The organism is Rhizobium sp. 10N414 (assembly GCF_056394785.1).
Window position 1 is genome coordinate 1 of record NZ_JBFTIN010000018.1, and the last position, 14,561, is coordinate 14,561.

Here is a 14,561-nt window from a genome sequence, read left to right on the forward strand (position 1 = left end):
CGTCAAGGTCGTCAAGGTCAAGTCGGTCGCCGAGCTGGTCGAGAAGCTTAAAGTCGAAGCCGGCGTGCTTTAAAGGTTCGAGAAAGGGAGATATATCCATGGCCATTCTTCTTCTGGCTGATCACGACGGCAGCCACCTTTCCGACCAGACCGCCAAGGCGCTGACGGCGGCGACACAGATCGCCAAGGAACAGGGAAGCGACGTCACCATCCTCGTCGCCGGCAAGGGCGCCAAGGCTGCGGCCGATACCGCTGCCAAGCTGTCGGGTGTCTCCAAGGTGCTGCTTGCAGAAAGCGACGAGTTTGCCAACAACCTGGCCGAGCCGCTGGCGGAGCTCATCTATTCCATTGCGGCCGACTACGACACGATCATCGCCGCCGCCACCTCGACCGGCAAGAATGTCATGCCGCGCGTCGCAGCCCTGCTCGATGTCGCCCAGGTCTCCGAAATAACAGAGGTGGTCTCCGCTGACACCTTCAAGCGGCCGATCTATGCCGGCAACGCCATCCAGACGGTGCAGGCGACCGACGCCAGACGAGTCATCACCGTGCGCACCGCCTCGTTCTCCCAGGCCGTTCCCCAAGGCCTAACTGCTGCCGTCGAGGAAATCTCGACGGCAGCTCTTTCTTCATCGCCACTGTCGACCTTCGTCAAGGACGCGCTGTCGGCCTCCGACCGCCCGGAACTGACGTCTGCGAAGATCATCATCTCCGGTGGTCGTGCGCTCGGCTCTGCCGAAAAGTTCAGGGAAGTCATCCTGCCGGTTGCCGACAGGCTCGGTGCTGCCGTCGGCGCCTCACGTGCCGCCGTCGATGCCGGCTACGCCCCGAACGACTGGCAGGTCGGCCAAACCGGCAAGGTCGTCGCTCCTGATCTCTACATCGCCTGCGGCATCTCGGGTGCCATCCAGCACCTCGCCGGCATGAAGGATTCGAAGGTCATCGTCGCCATCAACAAGGACGAGGAGGCGCCGATCTTCCAGGTCGCCGACTACGGCCTCGTCGCCGATCTCTTCGACGTCCTGCCAGAGCTGGGGCAGTCCGTCTAGCCCAGCGTTAATGCGACTTTTCGATCGGGTGCGGCTGGGGAAGTCACGAGTTTGGGATTTGGAATGGCTTTGGCTCGGCTGCGGCGGAAATATAGAGCGGGTGGGACGGGTACCCGCCCGCCGTGACCTCAAGCGCGTAGAGCTTCGATGTTGCAAGCATTCGACAAACGCCGGAGGCTCGATCAAGGTAGGCGCCATGCCTTCCCCAACCGCAGACGATGCGCTCGCAGCTTTCGGGCATTTTACGCAAGTAACGATCGTTTTCCGGCCCAATGGGGTCCTCCCATTCGTAGATCAGTCTTGGCTTTGGCGATCGGAGAGCAAAGAGATTTCCGATAACAAGACCACCGAACCCCCATGATTTTGCAAAGGCGATACATCTGCGAAGCGTCGGATCGATGCTGTGGGCGTCGGCGGTGGACGGATTGAGCATCAGGAAGCCGACAGCTTCCTTCCGAGGGTCCCACTGCCGCTCCAGCCGGTAGCGGTAGCAGCCACTTTCTGAAAACAGTGCAGACGAGATGGTGAAGTCGCTCATTCGCCTTTCCGTCATCTCCCAATCCTGATGCGTTGCCAGACTGGGCGCACCCACTGCTTCAGATGTCCTCCCAGGGGAAAGAGTCCAGCCGCTCCGCCCCACGGGATGTGACAAGCACTTGAGTTTCCAGCTTGATGCTCTCCGAACCTGCCTCCGCGATCAGACTTTCGACATTGAGAACCATGTTCTCTTCAATGAAACCGCCGAAGTTCTGGTCGAAATCTGGGTGCAGCAGGATGCCGGGCCATTCGTCGGCCATTCCTGTCCCATGCACTGCCAGAGTATAGCGATAAGGCTGGTACTTTTCAGGAATGCGCCAGCTCCTTTCGTTGAATTCGACGAATGTCATGCCGGGACGAATGATCGACAGGTTGTGCTCGATCTGGTCCAGTGCTGCGGAATAAAGCTCCCTTTGCCTGTCATTCATTGCCACATGGCCGCAGGTCCATGAGCGCGAGAGGTCGGCGCAATATCCGTACGGTCCGATCATGTCGGTATCGAAAGAGATCATCTCGCCGCGCTTTGTCACGTAGTCGGAGCACTCCTGGTACCAGGGATTGGTCCTTGGGCCGGCGGTCAACAGCTTCGTCTCGAGCCACTCGCCGCCGCTACGGGCGTTTTCAAAGTGCAGCTCCGCCCAGATTTCCCGCTCGGTTCGTCCGGGCTCGGACACCTCGTACATGCGCGCCATGCCGGCTTCACACACCCGGATCGTCCAGCGCATCAGTTCGATTTCTTCGGGGCTTTTGATCGAGCGCGCTCGTTCGGCCAGTTCCTGGCCGTCGAGCAACTGAAAACCGCGCTTTCGAAGCTCGGATGCCGGCGCTGGTTCCAGCCTGTCGACCGCGAGCCTCTTGTTGCGACCGTGGGACGTCAGGATATCTGCGATCTCGTCGGCCCAGTCTTGCATCCTTTGCTCGACCAGATTGCCTGACGTGAAGAACAGGAAGGATTTCGACGTCCGGATTTCATCGATACCGGGAAGTCCGTCATTGACGTGCTCCGCGCCCTCGAATTCGAACATGATTGCCGGGCCATCAGCCAGAATGAGCGCATATCGGGAGGGGTTATGCATCGTCCAGATGCTCATGTTCGATGAATCGAACGCATAACGGATGTTGACGGGATCGTATAAGAGTAGCGCCGAACAATCCCATTCCCGCATTTTCGATCGAAGGCGGGTCAGACGATATCGTCGCGCGGTATCGAGCGTCTGGAGCGGGATCGGACTGATGAGCGACCGGTCGGTTCCTGCCGGATTGAGATAGGCCTGCTTGCGTTCGTCCTTGAATACCGAGGAGCCCTGGTCGGAAATGCTGTCGCTAAGCAGCATGGTCGATCCCTAATTGTTGTCGAAGGAGAGGGTGCCGGGCCTGTGCCGGCCCTAGCGGTCAATTACCAAGTCGCTGAGAGGCTTGGAGCAGCAAGGCAGGAATAGTCCGGCGTCGATCTCTCTTTGCCTTATGCCGCCATTGTGGTTCATATCCACCGCACCGGAAACCAGCTTCGACTTGCAGGTACCGCAGACGCCGTTGGAGCAGGATGACGGCAGCCGCACGCCCGATTTCTTGGCGCAGGAAAGCACCGTCTGGTCGTCTGCGACCTCTATCTTTTTCGATTGTTTGGCGAACTCGACCTGGAAAACCTTGTTTGGGATCGTGGCCTCGCCGATGGCCGCCGGTTCCTCGATGATGGCGGCATCGAAGCTCTCTTCGATGTAGCTCCCCTGGGGCACCCCGAGTTGCGCGGTGATCGAGCGTGCCGCGGCCATGAAAGGTGCTGGACCGCAGCACATTACGGTTCTTTCCGCGATATCCGGCACGGCGAGCTTCAGGAATTCGGGCGAGATGCGCCCCGTCAGCCCCGGCCAGGATGGCTCTCCATCGACGCTTTCGGGCAGAAACTGCAGGCGAAGACCCTTCATTCGTGCCGCAAGACAGCTCAACTCATTGCGAAAGATCAGGTCGACCGGCGAGCGGGCGGCATGAAGAAAGACGATGTCGGCAGGCTCGCAGCGATCCGCAAGACCGCGCAGAATGGACATCACTGGCGTAATGCCGGAGCCGCCGGAAAGAAGCAGAAGCTTCGGCGCGGCAACGCGCGGGCAGACGAAATAGCCGAGCGGGCCCTGAGCCTTCACGGTCATCCCGCTTTGCATGTTGTCATGTAGCCAGTTCGATATTCTTCCGTTCACGACCCGCTTCACCGTCACGGTGAAAGCGTTGGAGCGGTGCGGTGACGAGGAGATGCTGTAGCAGCGGGCCTCGGCATCATCGCCAATCGGGAAGTCGAAGAGGAAGTATTGCCCGCCATCGAAGCTGAAGCGCTTGCCTTGCGGCGACGCAAAGGTGAAGCTCTTGACGTCATGAGTTTCCTGATGGACGTCCAGGCACACCAGTGTGTCGTCATGCTCGGGATCCCATGTATCGCGCGAGACTGAGCCGTCCTGCTTCTGTGCGAAATCAATATCCATTTGCGCGCATCCGATCGATATACCAGGTTGCGAACTTGTCGAGGTTCGTCTCCGAGAATTGCGAGTAGGGGCCCGGCAGATAAGCAGGATCGAGCGCGCCGGCATGGGAGCGCGCCACCAGGTCAGCGTCCTGGTCGGTTGTTGCAATCCAGACGTCAGTGAGCTTGTCGTGATCGTAATCAACGCCCTCGACTGCATCCTTGTGCACCAGCCACTTCGTCCGCACGAGCGTCTTGCCCGCGGACAGCGGGATCACGATGGCGATCACAGCATGATCGCCCATGAAGTGGTTCCAGGAGTTGTGACCCCAGAGATGGGTGTCCCCCAGGTCCTTCCGCGTCATCTGGCCGAGCAGCCGCGATGATGCGGCGGTGGCGTCATGGGTCTGGGACTCGCCTGCGCCTGCGATGATCAGCCTTTGCGTGCGGAAATTCGTGGCGCAGTCGGAGAGTTGCTCGACGGCAGCAGATGGGAAGCCATCCGCCTCCCATGCCCTGGTCCGCTCCTCATACAGCCGGAAATGCTCTTCAGCCTGCGCGCGATCCTCCGGGCTCAAGGTTTCCGGGTCGAAGCCGAAGTCGAGATCGACGAAGGACACGCAGAGCTCGGGATGGTTTGCCGAACAGTGGTAGCACTCACGATTGTTCTCCATCGTCAGCTTCCAGTTGCCCTCCTCGATCACGTCAGTCTGGTGCGCAACCTTCGCATTGCGGATATCGTAGGGAGCAAGGCGCTCGACCATCGTGCTTTCGAGGACGTCGATGTCCTCTGGTGGGGTGTCGGAAAGGCAGACATAGATGAGCCCGCCGATCGACTTGAAGGTCACAGGCTTCAGTCCGTGACAGTCCTTGTCGAAGTCCTTGCCCATGTGGGGAGCATAGCTGAGCTCTCCGGTAAGCTCGTAGGTCCAGGTGTGGTAGGGACAGACGAGTTTTGAAACGATCGTCTTTCCTGCGTCCAACAGGCGCGAGCCACGGTGGCGACAGACATTGTGCAATACCCGAATGTCGCCGTCGTCATCTCGCAGAAGGATGAGGCTCGTCTTGCCGATGTCGATGACAGCGGCGTCGCCAGCTTCCGGGACGTCGCAGTCGAGACCGATGCAGATCCAGTGTTTGTGGAAGAAAACGTCGATATCCGCTTCGAAGACGTCTTCACGCGTATAGAGACCGGCGGGCAGCGAGTACCCGTTCGTGCGAGCGTCGAGAAGGGCGGAGATGGAAGAGGGAAGTTTGTTTAGCATGAGAGTCCCTTATGCTTGCCTTCCTGCAGACTGCTCTTGCTCGCAAGGCTCTTCAACGGCATAAATTCTCAAGTTCGCATAATAAATGGTAATGTGACGGGGCATGAAATGCAGTTTCGCAGGCGTTTGCCGTCGATGACGGCGCTGATCATGCTGGAAGCGGTCCTTCGCCGAAAAAGTTTTACCCTTGCGGCAGGCGAGCTCGGGGTTACCCAGGCGGCCGTCAGCAGGCAAATCGCGCTGCTGGAAGAAGAGCTGGGACAGCCGATGTTCGTGCGCAAGCACCGCGCGATCGAGCCGACTGCCGCCTGCCTCGTGCTGGGTGCGTCGCTCGCGCAGAGCTTCTCGAACATTTCCGATGCGATCGATGCCATCAAGGGGGCGGCCCAGGATGTGGTCACCATCGGCGCGACCGTGGCCTTCTCGTCTTTCTGGTTGCTTCCGCGGCTCGCCGATTTTCGCGCTCAGAATCCGGGCATTCAGATCCGCGTCATCTCCCAGGATGCGAAAATCGATCTGGACAGCGGTGCCGTCGATCTCGCCATCCGTTTCGGGCTGCCACCCTTCAACGACGCAACGGTGATCGCCTCGCGAGGCGACGTCATTATGCTCGTCTGCTCGCCGGACTACCTCGACCGGCGTGGCAACGGCCCATTGGCCGCGACTGACGAGTTCATCGAGACCGATGCTGAAGACCGATCCTGGCTGTCGTGGGGCCAATGGCTCGCCGAACTTGGCGTGCACTTCGAGGTGAAGCCGTCTCTGCGCTTCAGTCACTACACGGAGACGATCTTCGCTGCGCGCGCCGGTCAGGGGGTTGCGCTTGGCTGGGGCACCCTTGTTCAGACATTCCTTGATGACGGCACGTTGGTGGCGCTCGATGAGACGAGACTGTCCCCGGAAGGCAGGTACAATGTCCTGCTGCCATTGAAATCCAGAAGGACGGTGGCGATCGACCGGGCCTCGTCGTGGCTTACCGCTGCGCTTCACAAGTGATTGTGCTGCCGTCCTAAGCGACAATGACCATTGGCTTCAACCGTGTAAGAAATCTGACTCCCAGCCATTTCTTGGGCAGCCAAGCGCGCCGGCCGGGCACCCAAGAGCACGTTTGAAGCCATCCCGAAACTGTCGTTGATATCTAGCGTCCGAGCTTCCTTGAGCAGATCCAGGAAGAGGAAATTTGACGTGTGACTTGACTGTCTATCATATGTCTACATAATGTCTTCCAAAAGGAGATCCAATGATTGACGGCATGATCACCGACCCTCCGAACATCGACCGTAAGGCCAGCCTCGGTCTTGCGCTGCGACAACGGATCCTGACGATGGAGCTTGCTCCGGGCGCGGTCCTGGACGAGGTGGCGCTCAGCGAGGAGTTCGGCCTGTCGCGCCCGCCGGTGCGAGAACTGATGCGCCAGATGGCCGGCGAAGGCTACATCGAGTTGGAGGCCAACCGGGCTGCACGGGTCAGCTCGATGAGCTACCAATCCCTGCGGGATTTCTTTCTTCTGGCGCCGATGATCTACATCACGGCAAACAAGCTTGCCGCCGAGAACCGGACCCGGGCGGAACTCGACGTTCTCAAGCAGATCCAGCAATCCTTCCAGAAGGCGATCGATGCCAAGGACGTGGACGGTCGCGTGTTCTACAACGATCAGTTTCATCGCCAGCTCGGCGAAATGGCTCACAACGTCTATCTCGTTCCGAGCCTCCGCAGGCTTCAGATCGACCACGCCCGGATCGGGAAGATCTTCTACACGCATCCAAATACGCCGCGTATGCAGGAGGAGCTCGAACTTGCTTCCAGGCAGCACGAGGAAATGATCGAAGCCGTCGAACGGCGCGACGTCGACGCTGCGGGTGAGCTTGCGCGCCTGCATCTCGAACTCTCTCGCAGAAACATGGCGATGTATGCCACCCCGGAGGGCCTCGAGGCGCCGACGCTCTAGAGGCCGACATCGCGACCTCATCCGCGCGCCTGCCGGGGGGTAAGATTCTGATCATGCGGCGCGCGACATTCGATCTTCGCGCGGCCGAACAATGCGGGCTGCTCACGGCAATCTTGCACGAGCTTCCGACAGGTTACCTCAGGAGGATCAAACGAATGTCAGAGTTCCAGTTTCCAGGCCTCAATCTCGCGATCACCACGCCTTTCGACGACGCGGGGCGGATCGACTACATCAGTCTGGAACACAATATTGAGCGATATCTGGCGGCTGGCGTTCGCAGCTTCCTCCTCAGTTCGGGAACAGGCATGCACGTCTATCTTTCCAAGGAGGAATCCGAAGGGCTGATCAGACGTGGGGCGCGGATCGTGAACGGTCGGGCCAAGATCATCGCCCAAACCTCCGCGCTTCTGGTTGAAGAGGCTGTCGAGCGCACGGCGCGCGCCCGCGATGCCGGCGCCGAAGGCGTGATGGTTCTTCCGCCGTTCTTCGAAGGGCCGACCGACGACCAGGGCATCGTCGACTTCTACGCCGAGGTTGCCGGGGTCGGCCTTCCGGTGATCGGTTACAACGTTCCGCAGGCTGTCGGTGTCGCGATCACGCCGGAGCTATTGTTCAAGTTAAGCGAAATTCCCGGCTTTTGCGCCGTCAAGGATAGCGGTGGCGATCTCGGCAAGCAGGCGGAACTCATTCGCACCGGCAAGTTCGTCATGAATGGCGCCGACAATCTCGTTGCCTACGCGCTTTATGCCGGCTGCCACGGTCTGATCTGGGGAGGCGCGAACTTTGCGCCCAGAACATGCCTCGCAATCGTCGATGCCGCCGCCAGGGGGAACTGGGCTGAGACCCGTGAGCTCTGGAAGCTGCTCGAGCCGATGATGGCCCTTCTTTCGAAGGGCGACTACGTTCAAACCGTCTATGCTGCCGCGCATCTGGCCGGATACGGTGCCGGGTCCCCGAGAAAGCCCCTGCGCGCGCTTTCGTCCGATCGCATTCCGGCGCTGCGACAGTCGATCGAAACGCTCATCGAGCGGGAGGCGATTTGACTTGCCGCGCACTTCCAACGAGGTCTTCGTCGCATCCAGGCTTCCGAAACGCGCCGGTGTTTCAGGCTGGGTGGCGACGCTCCCGTCGCGAAGGCCGCATCCAGCGCTGCATGGTTCGTCTACCGCTGATGTCGCGATCATCGGCGCCGGCTTTGCCGGCCTTTCCGCGGCCCGGCGGATTTCGCGCCTCGACCCTTCCGTACATGTTGCGATCCTGGAAGCAGGGATCGTCGGTGAGGGGCCCGCAGGTGCGAATTCGGGCTTCATCATCGACCTTCCGCACGAGGTTTCTGCCGACGATTTCAATGGAGAATCCGAGGACAGGTTCAGCCAGTCCGTGCTGATACAGCGCTCGGCGATTGCCTTGGCCACGGAAATGGCCGTCGAATATGGCTGGGGCAGCGACATTTTCGACCCGTGCGGGCGATATAGTGTTGCGATCAGTCCCGAAGGCGACAAGCACCTCACGGATTACGCAGCGCGTCTTTCCAAGATGGGCGAGGATCACCGATTGCTGAGTGCCGGCGACATTGCGGCCGTGACCGGATCGTCCGCCTACACGTCCGGTCTCTTTATGCCCGGTACGGTTATTGTTCAACCGGCCGCCTATATTCGCGCTGTTGCCGACGGCTTGAACGAGCCGATCAGACTTTACGAGCAGACGCCGGCGCTTTCGTTCGAGCGTTTCGGGAACGGCTGGCTCATCAAGACGCCGCAGGGCTCGGTGCAGGCGGAAAAGATCATCCTGGCAAACAACGGTCACGCGGAAAGCTTCGGCTTCTTCCGGGGGCAGCTTTTGCATGTCTTCACATACGCCTCGCTTACCGAAGAGTTCGATCCCTCCCGCCTTGGCGGAGAACGGAAATGGGCGGCAACGCCAGCTCTGCCGATGGGAACCACCGTTCGCCGTATCAACACGACAGGCGGTGACCGGATTCTGATCCGCTCGCGTTACAGCTACAATTCGGGCATCAAGGTGAATGACGCCGCGATCGTGCGGGCCGGGTACCTGCATGACGGGAAGTTTGTTCAGCGTTTCCCCAGCCTACACGGTGTGGGAATGCAGTATCGCTGGGCGGGCGCCATGGCTCTGACACGCAATCATGTCCCGGCCTTTGGCGAAATCGCGCGCAACGTGTTTGCAGCATGCGGCTGCAATGGCCTTGGGGCCTCGAACTCGACGGCATCGGGAATTGCTGCCGCCGAACTCGCCCTGGGTCACGAGTCCGAACTTGGCCGGGTCTACGCCAGACTGGCCGCGCCGACGGCACTGCCGCCGCAGCCGCTCACAACGATCGGCGCGAAGCTCCATCTTGCATATCGCGAATGGCGTGCCGGGGCAGAGTGATCGCCTGGTCCGACCTAAGGGTTTTCTTAGTACTCTAAAGCGCTAAGCCATCGGCCTCGTCGGCGAAAGCCGCGCTGGAGCTGGGTGCGCACCACCGCTTGTGGTCCTCGATCATTCGCTCTTGGACGACGAGAGTCCCAGCCGGTCGCCATCGTTGATCTGCACCTCTCCCCGCTTTTCCAAGGCCAATATTGGACATCTCACTCCCGTTTCTGCGAGCGATGAAATAGAAAAATACCAAGGAAGATCAATTACATAAAGACACGCTCTTCTGAAATTGTATTTCCATGAAACTTTTATTGTGTACGCAAAGTACACAATTTATTGACAGCATATTAGATGCGTGCCATGTTTTAGCCATAGCCCAACCAACGGCGTGGAGTGACGCATGGCGAAGACCGTGAAGAGCAACCTGTACGAGGACTTGAAACGTCAAATCCTGACGATGGAACTCGATCCAGACGCCGATCTCGACGAAGCCAGCCTGAGCGAACGCTATGGCCTTTCCCGGACGCCGGTGCGGGACATCTTCCGGCGGCTGGCAGGCGAGGGCTATGTCGATATTCGTGAGAACCGCGGCGCGCGCGTCATTCCGATGAACCACGCCACGCTCAGAAACTTCTTCCTGGTTGCGCCGATGATCTATGCGGCCATCGGGCGTCTGGCGGTGCAGAACTTCAAGTCACAGCAGCTGGCAGACTTGAAGCGGACGCAGGATCGCTTCCGCAAGGCGAGCGCGAACGGCGATGCGCTGGACATGGTCCTCGAGAACAATCGTTTCCACGAGATCTTCGGTGAGATGTCGGCAAACGTGTACTTGCAGCCAAGCCTCGGCCGTCTGCTCATCGACCACGCCCGAATTGGCCACACCTTCTTCCGACCGAAGAACGAAGACATGAAGCGCAGGCTTCAGCTGGCGGTCGAACACCATGACGCATTCATCGAAGCGCTTTCGGCGCACGACGAAGATGCCGTCGTCGATCTCGTCTTCGAGCACTGGGAATTGTCCCGCGAGAACATGGAGATGTTCATCGCGCCGCAGGGGCTCAAGGCGGACGTCCTGATCGGCGGTCCCGCCGCCAAAACATTGGAGAAATCACAGTGAAGTTCGAGGGGATCTATACCCCGGCCATCACGCCGCTCGATGCAAGCGGACAGATTGACCGGAAGGCTTTCGCGGCGGTGCTGGAGTCTCTGATCGAGGCCGGGGTTCACGGGATTATCGTCGGCGGATCGACCGGCGAGTACTACGCCCAGACAAGCCAGGAGCGCTTCGACCTGGCGTCCCATGCGAAGGACGTCATCGCAAACCGCTTGCCGCTCATCATCGGAACGGGCGCGACCAGGACTGAGGATTCGGTCGAATACGCGAAGGCCGCCAAGGAAATCGGCGCCGATGCGATCCTCGTTTCCACGCCTCCCTATGCGCTCCCGACCGAGCGGGAAAATGCGGTTCACGCGCTCACCATCGACCGTGCGGCCAATCTGCCGATCATGCTCTACAACTACCCGGCTCGCATGGGTGTGGTGATGGGCGAGGAGTATTTCTCGCGCGTCGGCAAGTCGAGGAATGTCGTCGCCATCAAGGAAAGTTCCGGCGACATGAGCAACCTGCATCTGCTCGCCAGGAAGTTCCCGCATATCGCGCTTTCCTGTGGCTGGGACGACCAGGCGCTGGAGTTCTTCGCATGGGGCGCAAGAAGCTGGGTTTGCGCGGGATCGAATTTCCTGCCGAAAGAGCACGTCGCTCTCTATGAGGCCTGTGTGGTCGAGAGGAATTTCGACAAGGGCCGCGCCATCATGACCGCGATGTTGCCGCTGATGGACTTCCTCGAATGCGGCAAGTTCGTCCAGTCGATCAAGCACGGCTGCGAGATCATCGGCCTTGGGGCCGGTTCGGTGCGCGCGCCGCTTCGCCCGCTCAATTCGGAAGAAAAGCGAACACTCCAGACCGTCGTTGCCACCTTGAAGCGCACGGTCGGCCAGATCACGTCGGGAGCCAATTGTCATGCATGAACCATTGACCGCCGCCGAATACAGGGCGATCGCAGCCGACATACAGTTTCCGACGAACGCGTTCATTGACGGCGCATTCCGTCCGGCACGCTCTGGCAAGACTTTCAAGTCCAGCAATCCCGCAACCGGCGAGACCCTTGCCATAGTTGCAGCCTGTGACAGCACTGACGTCGATTATGCCGTACTCAAGGCGAGGGAAGCGTTCGATGATGGCCGCTGGCGGCTGCGCTCGCCATCCGAGCGCAAAGGCGTGCTCTTGCAGCTTGCCAAGCTGATTGAGCGCAATCGTCACGAGCTTGCCGTGATGGAAAGCCTCGATAGCGGCAAGCCGATCCGCGAGTGCCAGACAGTCGACGTTCCCGATACCATTCATACGCTGCGCTGGCATGCCGAGCTGGTTGACAAGCTCTACGACAACACGGCGCCCGTCGGATCGAATGCGCTGACAATGATCGTGCGCGAGCCTGTCGGCGTCGTCGGCTGCGTTCTGCCCTGGAACTTTCCCCTCCTTATGCTTGCATGGAAGATCGGCCCCGCTCTCGCCGCGGGATGCTCCGTCGTCGTCAAACCCGCTGAGGACACGACGCTGACGACGCTTCGCATCGCCGAGCTTGCTCATGAGGCGGGCATCCCTGCCGGCGTCTTCAACGTCGTCACCGGAAGCGGCAAGGATGTCGGCGAGCCACTCGGCCTGCACATGGGCGTGGATATGATCGCCTTTACGGGTTCGACGCCGACGGGACGTCGCTTCCTGCGCTATGCGGCGGACTCCAATCTGAAGCGCGTGGTACTCGAATGCGGCGGCAAGAATCCGGCAGTCGTTCTCGACGACGCTGAAGATCTCGACCTTGTCGCCGAGCAGGTCGTCAATGGCGCCTTCTGGAACATGGGCGAGAATTGCTCGGCCACATCGCGGCTGATCGTGCATGAAAGCGTCAAGGACGAGCTGCTCAACCGGATCGGCGCTTACATGCGTGAGTGGAAGACCGGCGACCCACTCGACCCGGAAAACCGCATCGGTGCCCTCGTCAACAAGGCTCATTTCGAAAAGGTCGCTACCTTCCTCGACGATGCGAAGAAGGAAAAGCTTTCTGTCGCGCACGGCGGCAAGACGCGCGACGGCATCTTCGTCGAGCCAACGGTGGTCGAAGGCGTCATCCCGTCCAGCCGGCTTTTCAAGGAGGAGATTTTCGGGCCTGTTCTCTCGGTCACGACCTTCAATTCCATCGCCGAGGCGATCGCCCTCGCCAACGATACGAATTATGGTCTGACGGCTTCGATCTATACCGGAAGTCTCAAGAACGCGATCAAGCTCTCACGCGAAATCCGCGCAGGCGTTGTGACAGTCAACTGCTTTGGAGAGGGGGATGCGACGACGCCGTTCGGAGGCTACAAGGAGTCCGGCTTCGGCGGTCGCGACAAGTCCATCTTCGCCCACGACAATTATTGTGAGCTGAAGACGATCTGGATCGACGTTTCCGATCGCTCGGTCGACGAGACGATCCGATGACGAAGACTGTGGTCAGACGGCTTCCTGCTGAATCCGGCGTCTCTGGCTGGGAGGCGATCAGCAACCGCATTGCCCCCATGCGGACGCTCGAAGGCAGCGTGACGGCCGACTGGCTCATCGTCGGCGCGGGGTTTGCGGGATTGTCTGCGGCGCGACGACTTTCGCAAATCCGACCGCACGACAAGATCGTCGTCATGGAAGCCGGCGAGGTGGCAAAGAGCACGGCAGGCCGAAATTCCGGTTACATGATCGATGTGCCGCACAACCTCTCGGCGGGCGAATATTCCGGCGCCAGCGAGACGGCAACGACGCTTGAGATGGCGCAAAACCGCTTTGCGATCGATTTCGCAAAAAGTGCTGCGGTCGAATACGGGATGTCCCGGGAAACATTCGACCCGTCGGGCAAGATCAATGCCGCTGCAACGGCGAGGGGAATGAGGCTGAACGTCAGCTATGGCGAGTCGCTCCGGCGTATCGGCGAAAAGCACATGTTTCTCGATCGAGCCCAAATGCGCGAGCTCACAGGCTCGGACTACTACCTTGGCGGCCTCTACACGCCCGGCGCGGTCATGATCCAGCCAGCTGACTACGTCCGCGGCTTTGCGGCCGGGGTCGGGCAACGTGTGACGATCTTCGAGCGCTCGCCTGTACACGAACTGCGGCGTGAGGGAGGGACCTGGACCGCCAAATCGACAAACGGGGCAGTCACAGCGCCGAAGGTCATCCTGGGCGTCAACGGACATATCGAGGACTTTGGCCATTTTCGCGGACGGCTGATCCATATATTTGCCTACGCCTCGATGACGGCTCCGTTTGCCGCGGACGATGCTGCGCACGAAGCTTCCGGACAAGACCGGTGGGCCTTGCTCCCGGCCGATGCCATGGGGGCGACGGTTCGCAAGATCACATCGAACGGCCTTTCGCGGATCGTGCTTCGGACGAAATACACCTATGACAGAACGATCACCGTCACCGACAGGCGGCTGGCCAAGCTCGCGGCCGCTCATCGTCGGTCGCTGGATGCGCGCTTTCCGAAATTGACCGATTTGCCGTTCCAATACAGTTGGGCCGGACGTCTCTGCCTCAGTCGCAATCATGTGCCGGCCTTCGGCGAAATCGACGACGGCTTGTTCTCGGCCTGCTGCGAAAATGGCCTCGGGACCGTGAAGAGCACGCTTGCCGGCGTGCTGGCGGCGGAGCTGGCGACAGGAACCGGCTCGGAACAACTCGACAAATACATGGATCATGCGGCGCCCACGAGACTGCCGCCCGAGCCGCTGGCATGGCTGGGGATCAATTCTGTGATCCGGTTGCAGGAATTGCGTGCAGGCCGCGAGGGATGATCCCTCGCCGCGCAATGTGAAGACTGAGCTACCCGCACGTCTTCAATGAA

General features: G+C 60.1%; 13 protein-coding genes. 9 read left to right on the plus strand and 4 right to left on the minus strand.

Going from position 1 to position 14,561, the window contains the following annotated elements:
* The first annotated feature begins 98 nt into the window (after positions 1–98).
* Positions 99–1,049, plus strand: coding sequence for an electron transfer flavoprotein subunit alpha/FixB family protein (locus AC1DE4_RS17180; RefSeq protein WP_477882164.1), 951 nt, complete (start codon positions 99–101; stop codon positions 1,047–1,049).
* Positions 1,050–1,092: 43 nt separating this feature from the next.
* Here the strand turns inward: AC1DE4_RS17180 and AC1DE4_RS17185 are convergent, their stop codons facing one another.
* The 4 genes from AC1DE4_RS17185 to AC1DE4_RS17200 are packed head-to-tail and all read right to left on the minus strand — an operon-like array spanning position 1,093 to position 5,303.
* A complete protein-coding gene (locus AC1DE4_RS17185; RefSeq protein ID WP_477882166.1) occupies positions 1,093–1,587 on the minus strand; it encodes a DUF1643 domain-containing protein in 495 nt (164 codons plus the stop codon).
* A 58-nt stretch (positions 1,588–1,645) separates the two neighbouring features.
* Positions 1,646–2,920, minus strand: a complete 1,275-nt coding sequence (locus AC1DE4_RS17190) for a M24 family metallopeptidase (RefSeq protein ID WP_477882169.1) — start codon at positions 2,918–2,920, stop codon at positions 1,646–1,648.
* 51 nt (positions 2,921–2,971) lie between these two features.
* Positions 2,972–4,060 carry an FAD-binding oxidoreductase gene (locus tag AC1DE4_RS17195; protein ID WP_477882171.1) on the minus strand — a complete coding sequence of 363 codons (1,089 nt, stop codon included), beginning with the start codon at positions 4,058–4,060 and terminating at the stop codon, positions 2,972–2,974.
* A complete protein-coding gene (locus AC1DE4_RS17200; RefSeq protein ID WP_477882173.1) occupies positions 4,050–5,303 on the minus strand; it encodes an aromatic ring-hydroxylating oxygenase subunit alpha in 1,254 nt (417 codons plus the stop codon). Before AC1DE4_RS17200 ends, AC1DE4_RS17195 begins: the two co-directional genes overlap by 11 nt.
* Before the next feature lie 108 nt (positions 5,304–5,411).
* On the opposite strand from AC1DE4_RS17200, the gene AC1DE4_RS17205 reads away from it, so the two are divergent.
* The 8 genes from AC1DE4_RS17205 to AC1DE4_RS17240 all read left to right on the plus strand — a co-directional run bounded on the left by AC1DE4_RS17205 (position 5,412) and on the right by AC1DE4_RS17240 (position 14,511).
* A complete protein-coding gene (locus AC1DE4_RS17205) occupies positions 5,412–6,299 on the plus strand; it encodes a LysR substrate-binding domain-containing protein (RefSeq protein WP_192303475.1) in 888 nt (295 codons plus the stop codon).
* A 244-nt stretch (positions 6,300–6,543) separates the two neighbouring features.
* Complete coding sequence (locus AC1DE4_RS17210) at positions 6,544–7,251, plus strand: GntR family transcriptional regulator (protein ID WP_477882176.1); 708 nt, start codon at positions 6,544–6,546, stop codon at positions 7,249–7,251.
* A gap of 155 nt (positions 7,252–7,406) precedes the next feature.
* Positions 7,407–8,294 carry a dihydrodipicolinate synthase family protein gene (locus AC1DE4_RS17215; RefSeq protein WP_477882178.1) on the plus strand — a complete coding sequence of 296 codons (888 nt, stop codon included), beginning with the start codon at positions 7,407–7,409 and terminating at the stop codon, positions 8,292–8,294.
* Position 8,295: 1 nt separating this feature from the next.
* The gene (locus AC1DE4_RS17220; protein ID WP_477882180.1) at positions 8,296–9,642 is read left to right on the plus strand and encodes an NAD(P)/FAD-dependent oxidoreductase; all 1,347 of its coding nucleotides are present in this window, start codon (positions 8,296–8,298) and stop codon (positions 9,640–9,642) included.
* A 388-nt stretch (positions 9,643–10,030) separates the two neighbouring features.
* A complete protein-coding gene (locus AC1DE4_RS17225) occupies positions 10,031–10,747 on the plus strand; it encodes a GntR family transcriptional regulator (protein WP_169680419.1) in 717 nt (238 codons plus the stop codon).
* Positions 10,744–11,658: a dihydrodipicolinate synthase family protein gene (locus AC1DE4_RS17230; protein WP_192303469.1), complete on the plus strand. Its 915-nt coding sequence runs from the start codon at positions 10,744–10,746 to the stop codon at positions 11,656–11,658. Before AC1DE4_RS17225 ends, AC1DE4_RS17230 begins: the two co-directional genes overlap by 4 nt.
* The gene (locus tag AC1DE4_RS17235; protein WP_477882183.1) at positions 11,651–13,168 is read left to right on the plus strand and encodes an aldehyde dehydrogenase; all 1,518 of its coding nucleotides are present in this window, start codon (positions 11,651–11,653) and stop codon (positions 13,166–13,168) included. The genes AC1DE4_RS17230 and AC1DE4_RS17235 overlap by 8 nt, the downstream gene beginning before the upstream one ends.
* On the plus strand, positions 13,165–14,511 hold the full coding sequence (locus AC1DE4_RS17240; protein ID WP_477882185.1) for an NAD(P)/FAD-dependent oxidoreductase: 1,347 nt from the start codon (positions 13,165–13,167) through the stop codon (positions 14,509–14,511). Before AC1DE4_RS17235 ends, AC1DE4_RS17240 begins: the two co-directional genes overlap by 4 nt.
* The last annotated feature ends 50 nt before the right edge of the window (positions 14,512–14,561 follow it).